This window comes from Kribbella sp. NPDC051137 (assembly GCF_040682535.1).
GTDB classification, from domain to species: domain Bacteria; phylum Actinomycetota; class Actinomycetes; order Propionibacteriales; family Kribbellaceae; genus Kribbella; species Kribbella karoonensis.
In genome coordinates this window covers 941188-960458 of the sequence record NZ_JBFBBI010000004.1, presented here as the reverse complement: position 1 = coordinate 960458, position 19271 = coordinate 941188, and the positions used below count along the sequence as shown (strand labels likewise).

Annotated in this window: 17 protein-coding genes; 15 read left to right on the top strand and 2 right to left on the bottom strand. The window is 69.6% G+C overall.

The genetic code is table 11. The annotated features are described in order from the left end of the window. Positions 1-65: 65 nt before the first annotated feature. Complete coding sequence (locus AB0M51_RS25705; protein WP_344194611.1) at positions 66-632, top strand: GNAT family N-acetyltransferase; 567 nt, start codon at positions 66-68, stop codon at positions 630-632. Here the strand turns inward: AB0M51_RS25705 and AB0M51_RS25700 are convergent. Beyond that, positions 629-2224 carry a DHA2 family efflux MFS transporter permease subunit gene (locus AB0M51_RS25700; protein WP_344194613.1) on the bottom strand — a complete coding sequence of 532 codons (1596 nt, stop codon included), beginning with the start codon at positions 2222-2224 and terminating at the stop codon, positions 629-631. The two genes, AB0M51_RS25705 and AB0M51_RS25700, sit on opposite strands and share 4 nt — an antisense overlap. A gap of 131 nt (positions 2225-2355) precedes the next feature. Further along, complete coding sequence (ligA, locus tag AB0M51_RS25695; RefSeq protein WP_344194615.1) at positions 2356-4353, bottom strand: NAD-dependent DNA ligase LigA; 1998 nt, start codon at positions 4351-4353, stop codon at positions 2356-2358. Positions 4354-4452: 99 nt separating this feature from the next. Here ligA and AB0M51_RS25690 point away from each other — a divergent pair, with 99 nt between their 5' ends. From AB0M51_RS25690 to AB0M51_RS25625, 14 genes are all read left to right on the top strand, one after another. Next, positions 4453-5436 (top strand): CoA transferase, encoded by a 984-nt coding sequence (locus AB0M51_RS25690; protein ID WP_344194617.1) that lies wholly within the window; start codon positions 4453-4455, stop codon positions 5434-5436. Between the two features lie 10 nt (positions 5437-5446). After that, the gene (locus tag AB0M51_RS25685; protein WP_344194619.1) at positions 5447-6466 is read left to right on the top strand and encodes a LacI family DNA-binding transcriptional regulator; all 1020 of its coding nucleotides are present in this window, start codon (positions 5447-5449) and stop codon (positions 6464-6466) included. Between the two features lie 114 nt (positions 6467-6580). Further along, on the top strand, positions 6581-7906 hold the full coding sequence (locus AB0M51_RS25680; protein WP_344194621.1) for an extracellular solute-binding protein: 1326 nt from the start codon (positions 6581-6583) through the stop codon (positions 7904-7906). Then, a complete protein-coding gene (locus AB0M51_RS25675) occupies positions 7903-8802 on the top strand; it encodes a sugar ABC transporter permease (RefSeq protein ID WP_344194623.1) in 900 nt (299 codons plus the stop codon). Before AB0M51_RS25680 ends, AB0M51_RS25675 begins: the two co-directional genes overlap by 4 nt. Further along, positions 8802-9707, top strand: coding sequence for a carbohydrate ABC transporter permease (locus AB0M51_RS25670; RefSeq protein WP_344194625.1), 906 nt, complete (start codon positions 8802-8804; stop codon positions 9705-9707). Before AB0M51_RS25675 ends, AB0M51_RS25670 begins: the two co-directional genes overlap by 1 nt. Continuing rightward, complete coding sequence (locus AB0M51_RS25665) at positions 9707-10822, top strand: Gfo/Idh/MocA family oxidoreductase (RefSeq protein WP_344194627.1); 1116 nt, start codon at positions 9707-9709, stop codon at positions 10820-10822. The genes AB0M51_RS25670 and AB0M51_RS25665 overlap by 1 nt, the downstream gene beginning before the upstream one ends. After that, a complete protein-coding gene (locus AB0M51_RS25660; RefSeq protein ID WP_344194629.1) occupies positions 10819-11955 on the top strand; it encodes a CaiB/BaiF CoA-transferase family protein in 1137 nt (378 codons plus the stop codon). Before AB0M51_RS25665 ends, AB0M51_RS25660 begins: the two co-directional genes overlap by 4 nt. After that, positions 11952-13061, top strand: a complete 1110-nt coding sequence (locus AB0M51_RS25655; protein WP_344194631.1) for an extracellular solute-binding protein — start codon at positions 11952-11954, stop codon at positions 13059-13061. The genes AB0M51_RS25660 and AB0M51_RS25655 overlap by 4 nt, the downstream gene beginning before the upstream one ends. Beyond that, entirely contained in the window at positions 13058-13507 is a 450-nt protein-coding gene (locus AB0M51_RS25650) for a MaoC/PaaZ C-terminal domain-containing protein (RefSeq protein ID WP_344194633.1), read from the top strand. Before AB0M51_RS25655 ends, AB0M51_RS25650 begins: the two co-directional genes overlap by 4 nt. Continuing rightward, positions 13504-14307 carry an amidohydrolase family protein gene (locus tag AB0M51_RS25645; protein WP_363750746.1) on the top strand — a complete coding sequence of 268 codons (804 nt, stop codon included), beginning with the start codon at positions 13504-13506 and terminating at the stop codon, positions 14305-14307. Before AB0M51_RS25650 ends, AB0M51_RS25645 begins: the two co-directional genes overlap by 4 nt. A gap of 143 nt (positions 14308-14450) precedes the next feature. Further along, positions 14451-15287: a glycosyltransferase family A protein gene (locus AB0M51_RS25640; RefSeq protein ID WP_363750744.1), complete on the top strand. Its 837-nt coding sequence runs from the start codon at positions 14451-14453 to the stop codon at positions 15285-15287. Beyond that, positions 15287-16003: a polysaccharide deacetylase family protein gene (locus AB0M51_RS25635; RefSeq protein ID WP_363750742.1), complete on the top strand. Its 717-nt coding sequence runs from the start codon at positions 15287-15289 to the stop codon at positions 16001-16003. The genes AB0M51_RS25640 and AB0M51_RS25635 overlap by 1 nt, the downstream gene beginning before the upstream one ends. Before the next feature lie 68 nt (positions 16004-16071). Next, positions 16072-17721, top strand: a complete 1650-nt coding sequence (locus tag AB0M51_RS25630) for a DUF4091 domain-containing protein (RefSeq protein WP_363750740.1) — start codon at positions 16072-16074, stop codon at positions 17719-17721. A gap of 78 nt (positions 17722-17799) precedes the next feature. After that, positions 17800-19209: an LCP family protein gene (locus AB0M51_RS25625; RefSeq protein ID WP_344194645.1), complete on the top strand. Its 1410-nt coding sequence runs from the start codon at positions 17800-17802 to the stop codon at positions 19207-19209. Positions 19210-19271: the final 62 nt, after the last annotated feature.

Here is a 19271-nt window from a genome sequence, read left to right as displayed (position 1 = left end):
GGCCGGCAAGCATACAAGCTTGCATGCAAGGCGGATTGTCCGGGGCGGGCGCTACGGTCTGACGCATGAGCGACGGCTATGCGGTGCGGATGCTGACCGAGGAGACCTGGCCCGCCTTCGCCGAACTGGTAGAGGCGAACAACGGGGTCTGGGGCGGCTGCTGGTGCATGGGGTTCCACGTCAAGCTCGGCAAGGACCGGTCGGCCGAGCAGAACCGGGCGGACAAGGAGCAGCTCGTCCGCGAACGGCGTACCCACAACGCGTTGGTGTTCGAGGGCGACCGGTGCCTCGGCTGGTGTCAGTTCGGTGCGCCGGACGAGGTGCCGCTGATCAAGAGCCGGCGGCTGTACGAGAAGGAGTTGATCGCGCTGCCCGACTGGCGGATCACGTGCTTCTTCACCGGCAAAGGACTGCGCGGCCGCGGTGTCGCGGAGGCGGCGCTGGGCGGGGCGCTCGCGGAGATCGCGCGGAACGGCGGCGGGGTCGTCGAGGGGTATCCCGAGGAGACCGACGACCGCAAGGTGTCGGGGTCGTTCCTGCACACCGGTCCGATGGCGGCGTTCGAGCGCCACGGCTTCACCCGCACGCGGCCGATCTCACCGCACCGCTGGGTGGTGACTCTGACCGTCTAGTCCACGACTGCTTCGTCGGGGGCGGGCTTGCGCTCGCGTTTGCGGGGGAGCATCACGGCGGGGATCAGCGTGAGCAGGACGAGCGCCCACGCGACCCAGTACGTGTGCGCGAACGACGACGCCGCGTCGACCAGTCCACGTCCGACTGCGGCGGGATCCAGGTGCAGTTGCGCGACGTTCTCCGGTCGGGTGTTGGTGAGGATCGCGGCCTGGGTCTCGCGGAGGCCGCCGTTCAGGCCGGGGATGTTCTGCGTGCCGGGGATGACCGGTGAGTTGTTGAGGTGGTTGGTGAGGATCACGGACATGGTCGCGACACCGCAGGACGACGCGATCTGCTGGGTGATGTTCAGCAACGTCGACCCGCGGGCGACCTGCGGCCCGGCCAGTGTCCGGAGCGCCGAGGTGAACAGCGGCATCATCGTCCCGCCCATCCCGAGCCCCATCACCACCAGCATCGCGATGATCACGCCGTACGGCGTGGTGGAGGTGAGCTGGGTGAGCCCGAACATGCCGACCACGATCAACGCGATCCCGAACGGGACGATCCGCCCGATCGGCAGTTTGTCCACCAGCCGGCCGGCGATCGGCATCGTGATCATCGCGCCGAGGCCCTGCGGTGCGACCAGCAGGCCGGCGTGCAGCGTGGACTCGCCGCGGATCTGCTGGTAATACGTCGGGACCAGCAGCAGGCCGCCGAAGAACGCGGCGCCGAACAGGAACATCGTCACGATCGAGACCGTGAGGTTGCGGTTCCGGAACAGCCGCAGGTCGAGCAGCGGATGCTCCGGCCGGAACGAGTGGAAGACGAACGCCACCATCAGCACGACCCCGGCCAGCATCGATACCCACACCCGCGGTGCGCCGAAGTCGCCGTTCTTCGCCGGCAGCGACGAGACGCCGAACAGGAACAGCGCGAGTCCGGGCGACATCAGCACGACACCGAGGAAGTCGAACGACTCGGCCCGCTCCGGGTGGTCCTTCGCGAGCGCGAACCAGGCATAGACCAGCGCGATCAGGCCGAGCGGAACGTTGATCAGGAAGATCCAGTGCCAGCTCGCCACCTGGATCAGCCAGCCGCCGAGGATCGGGCCCATGATCGGACCGAGCAGCATCGGTACGCCGAGGATCGCCATCAGCCGGCCCATCCGGTGCGGACCGGCGGCGCGGGTCATGATCGTCATCCCGAGCGGCATCAGCATGCCGCCGCCGAGCCCTTGCAGCACCCGGAAGCCGATCAGCATGTCGATGCTGGACGCGGTCGCACAGAGCGCGGAGCCTGCGGTGAACAGGAAGATCGCGGTCATGTACAGCCGTTTGGTGCCGAACCGGTCGGCCGCCCACCCGGTCAGCGGGATGACGGTCGCGAGCGCCAGCGTGTACGCCGTGACGGTCCACGCGACCGTCGAGTACGCCACCGGGTTCTGCGGAGTGCCGAACTCGTCCTGGAACGTCGGCAGTGCGACGTTGACGACCGTGATGTCGAGGATCGACATGATCGCCCCGAGCACGACGACGCCGGCGATCTTCAACACGGCCGCGTCGATGTTGTCGGGATACTCCGGAAGGTTCGGCTGGGTCGCGGACTGGCTCACGATCGGTCCCCCCTCGGGCACGCGTCACGTACGCCCCCGAGCCTACGCGCAGACCGCCCGCCGACACGAGGGACTTCCGGCGGAAGGTTGCCGCCTGCAAGCTCTCTGTCAGCGGACGGTTGCTGAGGGTGTCAACGGGGAAGCAGGTCGGCCTCCTGGAGCTGTTGCCAGATCTCGGACTGGTCGACGACGGTGACGCCGAGCTTCTCCGCCTTGGAGAGCTTGGCGGCGCCGACGTCCGCGCCGGTGATCAACAGGTCGGTGCTCGCCGAGACCGACGACGCGATCGCGGCGCCGGCCTTCTCGCAGAGGCGCTGGAACGCCGGGCGGGCGACCTTCTCGCCGGAGCGCGGGTCGCTGATCGAGCCGGTGACGACGACGGTCTTCCCGGCCAGCGGTGCGCCGGCGGCGACGACCGGCGGCAGGTCCTCCTCGCGGACGTCGAGGGAGACGCCGGCGGCGCGCAGCCGTTCGAGCTCGGGGCGCAGCCGGGTCAGGTGCTCGATCAGCGAGGCGGCGACCTTCGGGCCGATGTCCTCGACCGCGACCAGCCCGTCGACGCCCGCGTCCGCGACCTCCTCCAGCGAGCCGAACCCGGCCCGGCACAGGCGGGCCGCCGTACCCTCCGAGGCCATCGGGATCGCCAGGCCGATCAGTGCGCGGCGCAGGCCGACCTGGCGGCTGCCGTCGATCGACTCGATCATCCGGGCCGCCGACACCTCGCCGATCCGGTCGAACTCGAGCAGGCGCTCCGCGGTCAGCCGGTAGAAGTCCGACGGGTGCTCGAGGATGCCGGCGTCCGACAGCCGCTCGATCCAGACCCCGCCGATCGCGTCGATGTCCGCGGCGGCGCGGGACGCCCAGTGGATCAGCCGCCGCACGGTCTGGGCCGGGCAGGAGACGTTGGTGCAGAACAACTCGCGGCTGTTGCCCTGCTCGATCAGGGGCTGCTCGCAGGACGGGCAGACGGCCGGCGGCTCGATGTCGCGCTCCGCGCCGGTGCGTTTCGAGGCGTCGAGTACGCCGGCCACGAACGGGATCACGTCACCGGCCCGGCGGACCAGCACGGTGTCGCCGATCTTGATGTCGCGGGCGCGGATCACCTCCTGGTTGGCGAGCGTCGCGCGGGTCACCGTCGTACCGCCGACGAAGACCGGCTCGAGCCAGGCGACCGGTGCGACCTTGCCGATCTTTCCGACGTCCCAGACCACGTCGAGCAGCAGCGTGGTCTTCTCCTCGGCGGCGAACTTGTACGCCAGCGCGCCGCGGGGCGAGCTGGACCGGGTGCCGGCGGCGGCGTACGCGTCCCGGTCGGCGAGCCGCAGCACGGCGCCGTCGAGGTCGTAGTCGAGCTCGTTGCGCTGCTGCTCGATCGCAGTGATCGCCTGCTGCGCCGCGGCCGCGTCCGCGCAGTGCCGCATGTCCGCGACCGTGAAGCCCATCGTCCGCAGCGCCCGCTCGAGGTCGGCGTCGGTGCTATCCCGCTCGGTGAGCAGGTCGAACGCGAGGAACTGCAGCCGCCGCTCGGCGACCGTGGCCGCGTCCTTCGCCCGGAGCGTGCCGGCGGCCGCGTTCCGCGGGTTGATCAGCGGCTTGTCCGGATGGGCGGCGTTGTACGCGGCGAAGGTCGACCGCAGCATGACCGCCTCGCCGCGCACCTCGATCCGGTCCGGTACGTCGAGCCGGTCCGGGACACCGTCCGCGAGCGCGCGCACCAGCGGCGTCACGTCGTCACCGGTGGTCCCGTCGCCGCGGGTCACCGCACGGGCGAGCTGCCCGTTCTCGTACACGAGCGCGAGTGACAGCCCGTCGAGCTTCGGCATCACCACCACCGACTGCCCCGGGAACCGCGCGAAGAACGCCTCGACCTGCTCGGGCTTCGTCGCCTTCTCCAGCGACAACATCGGCCGCGAGTGCCGCACCGGCGCGTGCAGCACCGTCGGCGCCCCCACCTGGTCCAGTGGGTTCGGCTCCGGCGTCAGCTCCGGATGGCTCTCGATCAGCCCCCGCAGCTCGTCCTCGACCGCGTCGTACTCCGCGTCCGCCACCACCGGCGTGCCGCGGTAGTACGCATCGCGCAACTCGACGATCCGCGTCGCCAACTCCTGAATCCGCTCCCCAACATCCACGCGGAGGACCCTACCGGGCCGGACCGACAGTCCGTGGTTGCTCGGGGGGCGTCGGTCGCTTATCGTTGCGCAAACGATTGAGCAAGCTGAGGGGGAGCGGTGGAACTGCCGTTGGACGGGGTGCTGGTGCTGGATTTCAGCCAGTTCCTGGCTGGGCCGGTGGCGGCGTTGCGGCTGGCGGATCTCGGGGCGCGAGTGGTGAAGGTCGAGCGGCCGGTGGGTGGGGAGATCGGGCGGACGCTGGCGTTCGCCGGTCGCTGGGCCGACGAGGACACGATGTCGTTCCACGCGATGAACCGGAACAAGGAGGCGGTCGTCGCGGACCTGAAGGATCCCGGGGACCTGGAGGCGGTACGGCGGCTGGTGGCGCGGGCCGACGTCCTGATCCACAACTTCCGGCCCGGCGTGATGGAACGCCTGGGGCTCGACTACGACGCCGTACGGGCGTTGAACCCGGGGCTCGTGTACGCCGCCGCGTCCGGGTACGGCGCCGCCGGCCCGTGGGCGACCCGCCCGGGCCAGGACCTGCTCGCGCAGTCGATCTCCGGGTTGACCTGGGCGCACGGCACCGGACGCCCGACGACGGTCGGACTCTCGCTCGCCGACCACCTGCTGAGCTGTCACCTCGCCGAAGGGGTCACGGCGCTGCTGGTCCGGAAGTTCCGCACCGGCCGCGGCGGGCTGATCGAGTCCAGCCTGCTCGAATCCATGCTCGACCTCCAGTCGACCCGCCTCACCGCCCACCTCAACCCAGGACTGGAAGAGCCGCCCAACGGATACCTGTACCGGACGTCCGACGGCTATCTGGCGACGGTCGACGAGCTGGACGAGAGTTGCGCGTCGGAGACCACGGCGTACTGGGTGGAGGTGCTGAGAGACAGGGGAGTCGACTGTGCGCCGCTGATGACGCTCGACGAACTGCTCGCCTCTGCGGAGTTCGCGGCCGTCGAGATGACGCAGACTGTCGAGCGGGACGGGCTCGAGCTGCGGACCACCCGGAGTCCGATCCGCATCGACGGCGAGATACTGCGCAGTCGGCGCGCTGCGCCGCGGTTGGGTGCCCAGGGCAAGGTCGGTCAGTAGGGTGGGTCGCATGGCGACCTTGGGTGATGTCGCGGCGCGGGCCGGTGTCTCGATCTCGGCGGTGTCACGGGTGCTCAGCGGCGCACCGGACTCGCGGGTCAGCGCGGCCACCCGGCAGCGGATCGTGGACGCGGCGAGCGAGCTGCACTACCGCCCGAACTTCGCCGGCCGGGCGCTGAAGTCCGCCCGGACGCAGGTCGTCGGCCTCGTCGTACCGGACATCACCAACGCGCTGTTCACCGAGCTGATGCACGGCGCCGAGGACGAGGCGACCGAGCACGGGTACACGGTCCTGCTGGGCCGCTCGGACGACGTCCGCCCGGGCGGCGAGGTGATCGCCCGCCTGATCGGCGAGGGCCGCGTCGACGGGATGGCCTTGCAGGTCGGCGACGGCGTACCGCCCGCCGGGCTGGACGACCTGCTCACCACCCAGGCGCCGATCGTGCTCGTCAACTCCTCGGCCCCGGGGCACTCCGGCTCCGTGGTGCTCGACGACCAGCGCGGCGCACAGATCGCGACCGGCCATCTGCTGGAACTCGGACACGAACGGATCGCGTTCGCCAACGGCCTGCCGCGGTCGTTCACCGCGAAACGCCGGCACGCCGGCTACAAGCTCGCCCTGGACGGCGCGGGAATCAAAGTTCCCAAGCAGTACGAGACCCGTGCCGGCTACACGGTCGACAACGGCCGTACGGCGCTGCGCCGGCTGATGGCGCTCACCCCGAGACCGACCGGCGTCGTGGTGGCGAACGTCAACGCCGCCGTCGGCCTGCTCGGCGAGGCACGCAAGCTCGGGATCAAGGTCCCGGAGGACCTGTCCGTCGTCACGGTGCACGACTCGTGGACCGCCGAGAACACCTGGCCTCCGTTGACCGCTGTGCAGATGCAGTTCTACGCCGTCGGCCGGACGGCCGTCCGCAGCGTGATCCGCCGCATCGAGACCGGCGAGACCTCGGACGAGGTCGTCACCGACCCGCCGCCGGAGCTGGTCGTGCGCGAGTCCACCGCACCGCCGCACCCCCGCGGCTGACCAGAGCCGTAGGTTCTGCGGCGGTTGATCAAAAGTCCCTGCGCAAACGATTGACCAATGCGGGACCTGCGGTCTAGCGTTCCTGCTCTAACGTTTGAGCAGATGGAGTCCGTCATGAAGTCAGTTCGTCTCGGGACAGTGCGTGCGCTGGCGGCCCTGGTGTCCGCGGCCGCGCTGCTGACCGCCTGCGGTTCGTCGGGTGGGGGAGCCGGCGCGGATGTGAAGCAGACCGACTCGGGCGGCGCGATCACCGTCTGGGTGGATCCGCCGCGCGTCCCGGCCGCGAAGGCCTTCCAGCAGGCGCATCCGGAGATCAAGGTCACGATCAACCAGATCGACGGCACGGTCGGCGGCAAGTCGCTGCAGCAGCAGTTCGCGCAGTTCAACCAGGCCGGCAAGGGCTGGCCGGACGCGATCTTCTTCCCGTCGAACGACGACATCGCGTGGGCGTCCGGCGCGCAGGTCAACTACACCGCCGATCTGACCGACCAGGTCCCGGACGTGATCAAGGGCTACGAGGAGTCGGTGATCGCGCCGTGCAAGATCGACGGCAAGATCCGTTGCCTGCGCAACGACGCGGCGCCGGACGTGTTCTGGTACAACAAGGCCTTCTTCGCCCAGTACGGCTACCAGGTCCCGAAGACCTGGGAGGAGTACGCCGACCTGGCGGTTCGGATCGCGAAGGAACACCCGGGCAAGTTCGCCGGCTTTACCGGTGACGCGTACGCCCCCGACCGGTACCTGTGGGCGTCGGGCTGCCCGACTAACGCGCGCCAGTCCGAGACGGAGGTGCACATCGACCTCACCGACCCGAAGTGTGTCCGGGCCAAGGAGCTGCTCGCGAAACTCGTGCAGGCGAAGGCGATCTCGGCGCTCGGCATCTTCGACGCGGACGCCGCGAAGGTCGGCAAGGACATGGTGATGAGCCCGGGCGCCGCCTGGTGGGGCGACTACCTGTTCCGGCAGTCCTGGAAGATCCCGGCCGGCCAGATGACCGCGGTCGCGCCGCTGGCCTGGAAGGGCGAGGACAAGCCCGCCACCGGTGACGAGGGCGGCGGCCTGTGGGGTGTCTCCCGGCACATCACCGGCAAGGAGCTCGAGAACACGCTGACGTTCGCGAAGTTCGTCGCCACCGACCCGAAGTGGCAGGTCGAGCTGTCGACCGGTCTCCCGGCGTACGGTCCGGTCCAGGACGCCTGGGTGGCGAAGCAGGCGAAGACGAAGTACTTCGCCGACAACACCGAGACGTTCGCGGCGATGAAGGGTGCGAACGCCTACGTCCAGCCGGACCACGCGTACATGCTCTACAACACCGGCAGCGTGTGGACCGAGACGGTCGCCGCCGGCCTGGCCTCCGGAAAGACCGTCGACCAGGTCTGGAGCGGTTTCAACGACGAACTTCTCAAGCAGGCCAAGGCGATGGGCTACACGGTCAAGTGAGGGCTGCCAGGTCAAGTGAGGCCAGGGGCGCCTGGATCCTGCTCTCGCCGTACGTCGTCCTGCTGCTCGTCGGCGGGGTCATCCCGGTGGGGTACGCGCTCAAGACCGCCCTGGAGAAGCCGCCGACGCCGCTGGACCCGAGTACCGGGTTCGGCGGGGTGGCGAGCTTCAGGACCGTGTTCACCGACTACCGCTTCCTCGACACGTTCCAGAACGTGTTCGCGACGCTGGTGATCTGGCTGCCGATCATGATGATCGGCATCGTCGGACTGGCGCTGCTGATCCACGCCAGCCCCGGCCGGTTCGGCTCGGCGATGCGGTTCGTGTACTACATCCCCGGCGCGCTCGCCGGGATCGCGAACTTCGTGCTGTGGGTGTACCTGCTGAACCCGGGCCAGTCGCCGATCGAGGGCTTCTGGCACGCGGTCGGCGTGGAAACGATCAAGCAGGCGGTCGCGTCGCCGGGCAACCTGCCGTTCGTGCTGACCGCGATGATGTTCTTCCAGGGCGTCGGCTCCTGGATCGTCGTGGTGAACGGCGGCCTGAACGGCATCCCCGACGACACCCTGGAGGCGGCGGCGCTGGACGGTGCCGGGGCCTGGCAGGTCGCGTGGCACGTGAAGCTGCCGATCATCCGTCCCTGGATCGGGTACGCCGCGTTGATGAACCTGGCCTACGGGTTCCAGCTGTTCCTCGAGCCGCAGCTGCTCGACCAGGTCGCGAGCAACGCGCTGCCGGACCAGTGGACGCCCACCCAGCTCGGCTATGCGTTTGCTTTCAGCAACTACAACTTCCCGGCCGCGGCGGCGATGTCGCTGATCCTGCTGGTGATCACGCTCGGCATCGGGCTGCTGATCGTCTTCCGCAGCGGGCTGTTCGGCAAGGAGGACAGCTGATGACCCGGATCGAGAACTGGAGCGTCGGCCGGCTGGCCCGGGTGGTGACGATGCTGTTCGTGGCGGCGATCTTCCTGCTGCCGATCGCCGGCTTCGTCGCGATGGCGTTCCGGTCGAACAACGGCGTCGACGCCGGCGACGGCGGGTTCCTCGGCCTCGGGGACATCTCCTGGAGCAACGTCAGGTACAGCTGGTCACAGGTGAACGGCTTCGGGCCGCAAGGCGGGCTGTTCTCACGCTGGCTGACGAACTCGCTGATCGTCGCGGCCGGTGGCGCGATCCTCGCGGTGGTCGCCGCGCTCCCGGCGGGCTACGCGATGGCGCGCCTGCGGTTCCGGGCCCGGCGCGCGCTGCTGCTGATCACGCTGGTCACGATGGTGATGCCGAACACCGTGCTGGTCATCCCGCTGTTCCTCGAGGTGAACGCGGTCGGCGCGGTCGGGCAGCTGTGGCCGGTCGCGCTGATCATGGGCTTCTTCCCGTTCGGCGTGTACCTGTCGTACATCCACTACCTGACCACGATGCCGAAGGAACTGGTCGAGGCCGCCCGCCTGGACGGGCTCGGCGAGGTGTCGGTGTTCTGGTGGATCGGGCTGCGGATCTCCAAGCAGGTCGTCGTACTGGTCGCGTTCTTCGCGTTCGTCGCGAACTGGACGAACTTCTTCCTGCCGCTCGCGCTGCTGTCGTCGAACCAGAACAACCAGACCGTCTCGATCGGCCTGCAGCAGCTGATCGGCGCGAGCCCGCTGTTCAACCCGACCGTCGCGGCCGGCCTGGACGTGAAGCTGTACATGCCGCAGCTCGCGCTGGCGACGTTCATCTCGATGCTGCCGTTGCTCGCGGTGTTCCTCGGCGCGCAGCGCTTCCTGATCCGTGGCGAGACCGTAGGAGCGGTGAAAGGCTGATGACCGACGAGTTCACCCCGCATCCCGGGTACACGCTCGCGCTGCCGGCGCAGCCGCGGCCGATCGCGGTCGTCGGCGCCGGCGGTATCGTCCGCGACGCCCACCTGCCGGCCTACCGGAAGGCCGGCTTCGAGATCGCGAGCATCACCGACCTCCGGCGGGACCGCGCGCAGCAGCTGGCGGACGAGTACGGCATCCCGCGGGTGTACGACGAGGTCGCCCGCGCCGTCGCGGCCGCCCCGCGCGACGTCGTGTACGACATCGCCCTGCCGCCCGAGGCGCACGTCGACGTACTCGAGCAACTGCCCGACGGCGCCGCGGTACTGCTGCAGAAGCCGCTGGGCAACGTGCTCTCCGAGGGCGTCCGGACCCGCGAGGTGTGCCGCCGCAAGGGTCTCGTCGCGGCGGTCAACACGCAGCTCCGGTTCGCGCCGTACGTCGCCGTCGCCCGGCAACTGATTGCCGACGGCACCATCGGCGAGCTCTACGACTTCGAGATCCGGGTTTCGGTCCGGACACCGTGGGAGATGTTCCCGTACGTGCTGGAGCTCGACCGGCTCGAGATCAACATGCACAGCGTCCACTACCTGGACCTGATCCGCTCGTTCCTCGGTGATCCGACCGGCGTCTCGGCGGTCACCGTCAAGCACCCGGAGAAGTCGCACGCGAACAGCCGGTCGGACATCGCGCTGACGTACGGCGACCGGCCGGTGCGGGTGGTGGTGTCGACGAACCACGACCACCACTTCGGTGAGCGGTACGAGGAGAGCTACATCAAGTGGGAGGGCACCAAGGGCGCGGTCCGGGTGCAGCTCGGGCTGCTGCTGGACTACCCGCGCGGGGGTGAGGACCGGCTGGAGCTCGTCACCGACGACCGGCTCGCGGACGGCTGGCGGCCGGTGCCGTTCGAGGGGTCGTGGTTCCCGGACGCGTTCATCGGGTCGATGAGCGTCGTCCAGCGGTACCTCGAGGGCTCGATCCCGTCGCTGCCGACCTCGGTGGAGGACGTCTTCCGGACCATGGCGGTCGTCGAGGCGGCGTACACCTCGGCCGCGAAGGGCGGCGAGCCGCCGGCGTACGACTTGGAGACTTCGAAAGGACCGACCGAGTGGTGACGGAACTTCCCCTGGCCGGGCTCACCGTGCTCGACTTCAGCCAGTTCCTGGCCGGGCCGGTGGCCGCGCTGCGGCTGGCCGATCTGGGCGCCCGGGTGATCAAGATCGAGCGTCCCGGCAGCGGCGACGCCGGCCGGCAGTTGGCCTTCGCGGGCAAGCTGGTCGGCGACGACAGCATGTCGTTCCACGCCATGAACCGCAACAAGGAGAGCCTGGTCGCGAACCTGAAGGACCCGGCCGACCTGGCCCGGGTGCGCGCGCTGGTCGCCCAGGCCGACGTGGTGGTGTCGAACTTCCGCCCCGGCGTGATGGAACGCCTCGGCCTCGACTACGAGACGGTACGGCGGATCAACCCGGGCATCGTGTACGGCAGCGTCAGTGGGTACGGCGACACCGGGCCGTTCAAGGACCGTCCCGGGCAGGACCTGCTCGCGCAGTCGATCGCGGGCCTGCCGTGGCTGAACGGCTCCCGCGACGACCCGCCGGTCCCGGTCGGCCTGGCGGTCGCGGACCACCTGGCCAGCTGCCATCTCGCGCAGGGCATCACGGCCCTGCTGGTACGCCGGTTCCGCACCGGGCGCGGCGGTCACGCGCAGACAAGCCTGCTCGAAGCGCTGCTCGACCTCGAGTTCGAGCTGCTGACGACCCGGCTGAACGACCCGTCGATCGAGGTACGGCGGAAGGGGATCCGCTCCGCGCACGCGTTCCTGCCGGCGCCGTACGGGATCTATCCGACCAGCGACGGCTACCTGGCGATCGCGATGAACCCGGTGCCGGTGATCGGCCGGCTGCTCGACCTGCCCGAGGTCGCGGCGATGACCGACCCGCAGTCCTGGTGGGACCGGCAGGAGGAGATCGAGGACCTGCTGTCCGAACGGCTGCGGACCCGGACGCGGGACGAGTGGCTCGCCGTACTGGATGCCGAGGACGTCTGGTGCGCGCCGGTGCTGACGCTGGACGAACTGGTGGACCACGACGGGTTCCGGGCGATCGCGATGACGCAGCAGCTCAAGCGCGACGACGTCGACCTGATCACCACCCGCAGCCCGATCCGGATCGACGGGTCGCGGCTGACCAACCCGCGGCCGGCGCCCCGGCTGGGCGAACACGAGCCGCTGGAGGAGATCGCATGACTGTGTTGCGGGGCATGACCTGGGAGCACCCGCGCGGGTACGACTGCCAGGTGGCGGCGGCTCGTGAGTACGGGCGACTGACCGGGGTGGACGTGCAGTGGGAGTTCCGGTCGCTGCAGGCGTTCGCGGACGAACCGATCGACGGGCTCGCCGCGCGGTACGACCTGCTGGTGATCGATCATCCGCATGTTCCGCTGGCGGCGGAGCACCTTGCGCCGCTGGACGGGGCCGGTCACGACGTGGCGCTGGCGGCGCTGGCGGACGATGCCGTGGGCAACAGTCATACGTCGTACGCGCACGCCGGGCACCAGTACGGGCTGGCCACGGACTCGGCGGCGCAGGTCGCCGTACACCGGCCGGATCTGCTGGCGGAGCCGCCCAGCGATTGGGACGCCGTACTCGAGCTGGCCGACGCGGGGCGGGTGGTGTGGCCGGCGAAGCCCATCGACGCGTATTCGACCTTGTGCACGCTGGCTGCCAACCGCGGTACGCCGGTCGCGGCCGAGCCCGGGCGCTTCCTGGCCGACGACGATGCGGCGGCCGTACTGGAGCTGATGCACCGGCTCGCGGAGCGGGTGCCGGACTGGTGCCTGGCGGCGAATCCGATCGAGGTGGCCGAGGCCGTGGCGGGGCACGACCGATGGGCGTACGTGCCGTTGGCCTATGGGTACACGAACTACTCGCGGCGCGGGTTCCGTCCGCATCGGCTGAAGTACGTCGACATCCCGGGCGTGGTGGGTTCGCAGCTGGGCGGCGCGGGGATCGCGGTGTCGGCGTACTCGCCGGAGGTCGACGCGGCCCGCGCGTACGCGATCTGGCTGGCGTCGCCGGCCGTGCAGTCCGGGGTGTACTACGACGCCGGCGGGCAGCCCGGGTACGCGTCCTCGTGGGACGACGACCGGCTGAACGAGGACTCGTGGGACTTCTTCCGCGGCACCCGGCAGACGCTGGAGAACGCGTGGGTGCGGCCGCGGACCGCGGGCTACATGGAGTTCCAGGACGTCGTGTCGCCGTGGGTCACCGCGACGCTGCGCGGCGAGCTGACCGACGCCGAGCTGGTGAAGCGGGCCGGCGAGCAGGCCGAGCGTCTGCTGGGGGAGCGATGAAGGTAGCGGAGCGCTGGTACGAGGACTACGCGATCGGCGAGAGCCGGACGACCGTCGGGCGGACGATCACCGAGGCCGACATCGTGCTGCACGCCGGGCAGACCGGGGACTTCTTCCCGCACCACATGGACGCCGAGTGGATGGCGACCCAGCCGGCCGGGCAACGGATCGCGCACGGGACGCTGATCCTGTCGATCGCGGTCGGGATGACGGCCGGAGACATCAACCCGCGGTCGATGTCGTACGGCTATGACAGGATCCGGTTCATCAAGCCGGTGTTCATCGGCGACACGATCACGGTCACCGCCGAGATCACCGAGAAGTCGGAGCACAAGCGGCCGACGCACGGCTACGTGCACGAGTTGGTCAGCGTCACGAACCAGCGGGGCGAAACCGTGCTCGTCCTCACCCATCTCTACCTGGTCGACAAGCGAGGTGCCGAATGATCATCGACGCGCATCAGCACGTGTGGGACCTGGAGCGTTCGCCGTACCGCTGGCTGGGTCCGCAGACGCCGGAGTGGAACCGTACATTCACGTTCGACGAGCTGCGCCCGCAGCTGGTGCGGAACGGCGTGGACGCGACGGTGCTGGTGCAGTCCGACGACGACGATCGCGACACCGACCTGATGCTCGAGCAGACCGCGCCGGAAGTGGCGGCAATCGTCGCGTACGTACCGCTGGACAAGCCGGAGCGGGCCGCGGAACGACTCGCGGAGCTGCGCAAGGACCCGCGCGTGGTCGGCATCCGGAACCTGATCCACGACCTCCCGGACCCCGACTGGATCCTCCGCCCTGAGGTCGACGAGGGGCTCAGCGTGCTCGAGCAGGCGGACGTCACGTTCGACTACGTCGCCGTACTCCCGCGCCACCTGGAGCACGTCCCGACGCTGTCCGAACGTCACCCGGACCTGCGCATCGTCATCGACCACCTCGCCAAACCCCCGCTCGGCGAGCGCGAACCGTGGTGGACGCAGATCGAAACCGCCGCCCAGAACCCACTGGTCCACGCCAAGCTCTCCGGCCTGTACGGCGAGCCCCTGCAGGCGTACGTCGACCGCGCGCTGGAGGTCTTCGGCCCCACCCGCCTGATGTACGGCGGCGACTGGCCCATCTCCACCGCCTTCGGCGGCTACGACCAAACCTTCCAAACCCTCGCCGCCACCCTCGAGGCGCTGTCACCCGCCGACCGCAACGAAATCTACGGAGGCACGGCCCAGCGCTTCTACCGCATCCCTCGCAGCTGACACAGCGCGACCTGGGCAACACGGGGGAGTCGGGCGAACTGGTCTACTACAAGACATACTGACGGCTCTCAGCGTTTTCTCAGCGCTCGCTCGACAGGATGACAGTCGTCCTGCTCAGCGACCGCACCGGAGAGGCCGATTGCATGGGTGGGCCCAGATTCAGCGTGGTGATTCCCGCGTTCAACGAGGAACGTTTCATCGCGGAGTGTTTGCAGTCACTTGCCCGGCAGGACTTCGCCGGTGTGTACGAAGTGATTGTCGTCGACAACAACTGCACGGACCGGACCGCGGAGATCGCGCGGAGCTGTGGGGCGACCGTCGTCCGTGAGGAGACGCCCGGGGTGTGCGCGGCGCGGCATCGCGGGACGCTGTCGGCGAGCGGGCAGATCGTGGTGTCGACGGATGCCGACACCGTGTTCGGTCCCGGGTGGCTCACCGGGATCGACCGGTCGTTCCGCCAGGGCCCCGGGCGGGTCGCGGTCGCCGGTCCCTGCCGGTATCCGGAGGGGCCGTGGTGGGGCAAGGTGTACGCGCGGATCCTGTTCGAGTCCGTCTACCTGACGTACCGGGTGACCGGCCGGGTCGGGTACGTCACCGCGACGAACATCGCGTTCCGCAAGGACGCCTGGTCCGGGTACGACCTGACCGGAACGCAGGGCGCCGACGAGCTCGGTCTGCTCCGGCAACTGCGTTCGCGCGGCAAGGTCGCGTTCGACCGCGGCAACCCGACGCTCACGTCCGCGCGCCGGCTCGCGCAGGGGCTGACGTACAACGTGGTGGTGTCGTTCCTGTACTACTACGCTCTCGCCGTCACGCTGAACCGGCTGGCCGGGCGGACCGTGATCGGCACCGCGCCGTGCTTCCGGACCGACAAGAGGTGGCCGGCGCCGCGGCGGTACCGGACTCGGCTGCTCGCGATCGGATGGCTGGTCGCGGCCGCGGCGGCGACCGTACTCACGGACCGACTGATGGACGGCTGATGCGTCGAGCAACGAAAACCCTGGCAGGTGTGGCGGCCGGCGCCGGTACGGCGTACTGGCTGATGATGTCGCCGTATTCGCAGGTGTTCGGGCCGTTCCCGTACCGCGGGCGGGCCGACGGGTCGAAGGTCGCGCTGACCTTCGACGACGGGCCGAACGAGCCGTATACGTCGCAGCTCGCGGACTACCTCGACGGCGAAGGTATCGCGGCGACGTTCTTCCAGGTCGGCCGCGCGGTGCAGCGGTACCCCGAGGTCACCCGGCGGCTGGCGGACGCGGGGCATGTGATCGGGTTGCACGGCTACACGCACGACTTCACGCAGTACCTCCGCCGCGCGACGCTCGCCGACGAACTGGAGCGCGGGCTCGACGCGTTCGCCGAGGTCGGGATCCGCCCGGCCCTGTACCGCCCGCCGTGGCTGCTGCGCATCCCCGCATTGCACAGCTTGGCCCGCAAGCACCGCCTGCAGTTGGTGTCCGGCGAGTTCTGCCACCCGCTCGAGGTCGCCCAGCCGAGCCCGGAACGCATCGCCCGTCTCGCCGTCCGCGTCACCCGCCCCGGCTCGATGCTCATCTTCCACGACGGCCGCGACGGGAAGGGCGGCCCGCGAGCCGCGACGGTCGAGTCGGTCAAACTCGTCGTCGAAGGCCTCCGCGCCAAGGGCTACGGCTTCACCACGGCCGACGACCTTCTCGGTGTACCGGCGTACCACTGACCCGTTGTGCATTACTGCGTGAACCGGCAGGATTGGTGCCACATTCACGCAGGAGGGAGTGGTCGGGAGTGGCCGCGAAGTGGGAGTTCGTGCTCTGCGACGCGCTGGTCAAGGTGCACCCGGTCCGGGAGCCGCGGCCGGTGTCCGCGGAGACCCGGTTCCAGGCGTTCCTCGGGGAGCCGGCGTCGTTCCAGCTCGCGTACCGGCCGCCGATGGTGCCGGATTTCCGTGACCCGAGTCCGCTGCGGGTACGGGTCGAAGGACCGGCCGCGGACCTGGTGACGGTGTCGAGCGTCGACCTCGTCCCGTGCGCGTACGTCGCCCTGCCGGGCCACGACGACGGCTACGAGTTCGACGAGCCGGGGCTGTACCCGGACGTCCTGCGTCCGATCCCGGACGGCGAGGCCCCGGTGCGGTTCGGCGGCTGGGCCGCGCTCTGGTTCGACGTCCGTACGACGGATCCCGCCCGCGCCGGCCGCCACGAACTCGAGATCGTGATGCTCGCCCCCGACGGCGAAGAGCTGCACCGTACGACGGTTTCCGTCGAGATCACCGAGATCGAGCTGCCGCCACTGGACATCGTGTCGAGCCACTGGATGCACCTCGACGCGCTCGCGGACCACTACGGCGTAGAGGTTTTCGGCGAGGAACACTGGGCGATCGTCGAACGCTTCATGGCGTCCGCGGCGGAGATGGGCGCGACATCGCTGCTCGCACCGGTCTGGACGCCGCCGCTCGACACCGCGGTCGGCTCGTACCGGACCGTCGTACAGCTGATCGAGATCACCACGACGGCCGACGGGTACGCGTTCGGCTTCGACCGGTTGCGGCGCTGGCTCGAGCTGTGCCGCCGTACCGGGATCGCCGGTGTCGAGGTCGCGCACCTGTTCACCCAGTGGGGCGCGAAGGCGACGCCCGGCATCGTCGTGGACGGGGAACGGGCCTTCGGCTGGGACGTCCCCGCGACCGACGCGCGGTACCGCGACCTGATGCAGGCGCTACTGCCCGCCCTGCAGGCGGTGCTGGACGAGGAGTGGGACCGGGAGTACGTCGTGTTCCATATCTCCGACGAGCCGTCGGGGGAGGACGGGTTGGCGAGCTACCTCGACGCGAAGGCCGTCGTCGCCGATCTGCTCAAGGGCTGGACCGTCGTCGACGCGCTGAGCGAGCACTCGTTCTACACCTCCGGCGCGGTCGCGTTGCCCGTCGTCGCGACGAACCACGTCGAGCCCTTCCTCGCCGAGCGCCCCGAGAAGCTGTGGGTCTACTACTGCGTCAGCCAGGACCGCGACGTCGCGAACCGCTTCATCGGCATGCCGTCGGCCCGCAACCGCGCGATCGGCCACCAGTTGTTCGCCTCCGGCGTGGACGGCTTCCTGCACTGGGGTTTCAACTTCTGGTACACCTGGCACTCGATCCGCCGCATCAACCCGTTCGCCGACACCAGCGCCGGTGGTGCCTTCCCGTCCGGCGACCCGTTCACGGTCTACCCCGGCCCGGACGGTACGCCGTGGCCGTCACTCCGGCACCGCGTCTTCGCCCAGGCCATCTGGGACCACCGCGCCCTCCAGGCCATCCGCGCAGCCCACGGCAACGCGGCCGCACTCCAGATCGTCGACCCGGACCGCACCCTGCGTTTCGACCGCCCCGTTCTGGATCCGCTCCACTACTACGAGGCACGCCGGCGGATGGTGGACGCGCTGACGCAGGACGAGTGACAACCTGCGCGCCGGCCGCGGAGTCCTTCAGGTGTGAGGGACTTCGCTGACCGGCGTTGTACGCGTTCCATCGCGGTCGTGCTCGCACTGACGGTGATCGGGGCGCTGCTGCCCGGCGTCGGGCTGATCGTCGGCGGGCGGCGGAGGCTCGGTGCGTTCGTGCTGACGGTGAGCCTCGCGCTGGCCGGGGCTGCGGCGTACGTCGCGGTCGTCCGGCCGCCGGCGGTCCTCGCGCTGGCCGTGTCGCCGCGGAAGCTGCTGATCGTCGCGGCCGCGCTGGTGGTCGTCGGGCTCGCCTGGGTGTGGGTCGTGGTCGCGTCGCACGAGCTGGTCCGGCCGCTGACGATGAAGTGGATTCCGCGGCTGTCCGGGGCGTTGCTGGTCGGCGTACTGAGTTTCGCGATCGTGCTGCCGACGACCGCGGCGGTGACGGCGGTCCTGTCGCAGCGGGACCTGATCGGCACCGTCTTCCTGCCCGGCGTGGATTCCCGGAGCGCGACCCGGCCGACTGTGAACGTGCGCGACCCGTGGGCGGACCGGCCGGAGCTGAACATCCTGCTGCTCGGCGGTGACGGCGGCGCGAACCGGTCCGGGATCCGCACCGACAGCGTGATGGTCGCGAGTATCGACACGCACACCGGCACGACGCATCTGATCTCGCTCAGCCGGAACTGGATGCGGATGCCGTTCCCGCTGAACTCCCCGCTGCACAAGGCCTATCCGGACGGCTTCTGGGACCCGGCGCTCGGCGACGTCGAGCAGCCGGAGTACTACCTGGACGCCATGTACGACAACGTGCCGAAGGCGCATCCCGGGATCCTCGGGCCGACCGACAACGAGGGTGCCGACGTACTGAAGGAGTCGGTCGGGACCGCGGTCGGGCTGCCGATCGACTACTACGTCCAGCTCAGCGTCGTCGGGTTCGAGAAGATGATCGACGCGCTCGGCGGGGTCACGGTCAACATCAACTACCCGGTGCCGATCGGCGGCGACTACGGCCTCGGACCCGGGACCCGCGGTGCGCGGAAGCCGAGCGGGTACCTGCAGCCGGGACCGAACCAGAAGCTCGACGGGTACCACGCGATGTGGTTCGCCCGCGGCCGGTACGGGCTGGACGACCCGTCGCGGCAGGCGCGGCAACGGTGCACGATCCAGGCCCTGGTGCACAGCGCGAACCCGGCGACGCTGGTCTCGAGGTACCAGCAGATCGCTGCCGCCGGCAAGCAGCTGCTCCGTACCGACATCCCGCAGGAACTGCTGCCCGCGCTCGTCCAGTTGGCCGTGAAGATGAAGCACGCCGCGATCACGAACGTCGACCTGGACGCGGCCAGGAATTTCCCGACCGGCCGCGACCCGAACTACCGGGCGATCCGGGAACTCGTGCAACAGGCACTGCATCCGGTCCACCACCCGGCCACCACCAGGCACGCTTCCAAGGCGAGTCCGACCGAGAGCCTCGCGCAACTTTGCGCCTATCACCCGCAGTGATTTCACGCACTGTGTCGATTTGGTGTCGTACTGTAACAGTACGTTCACTCAAGGAGGCAGTC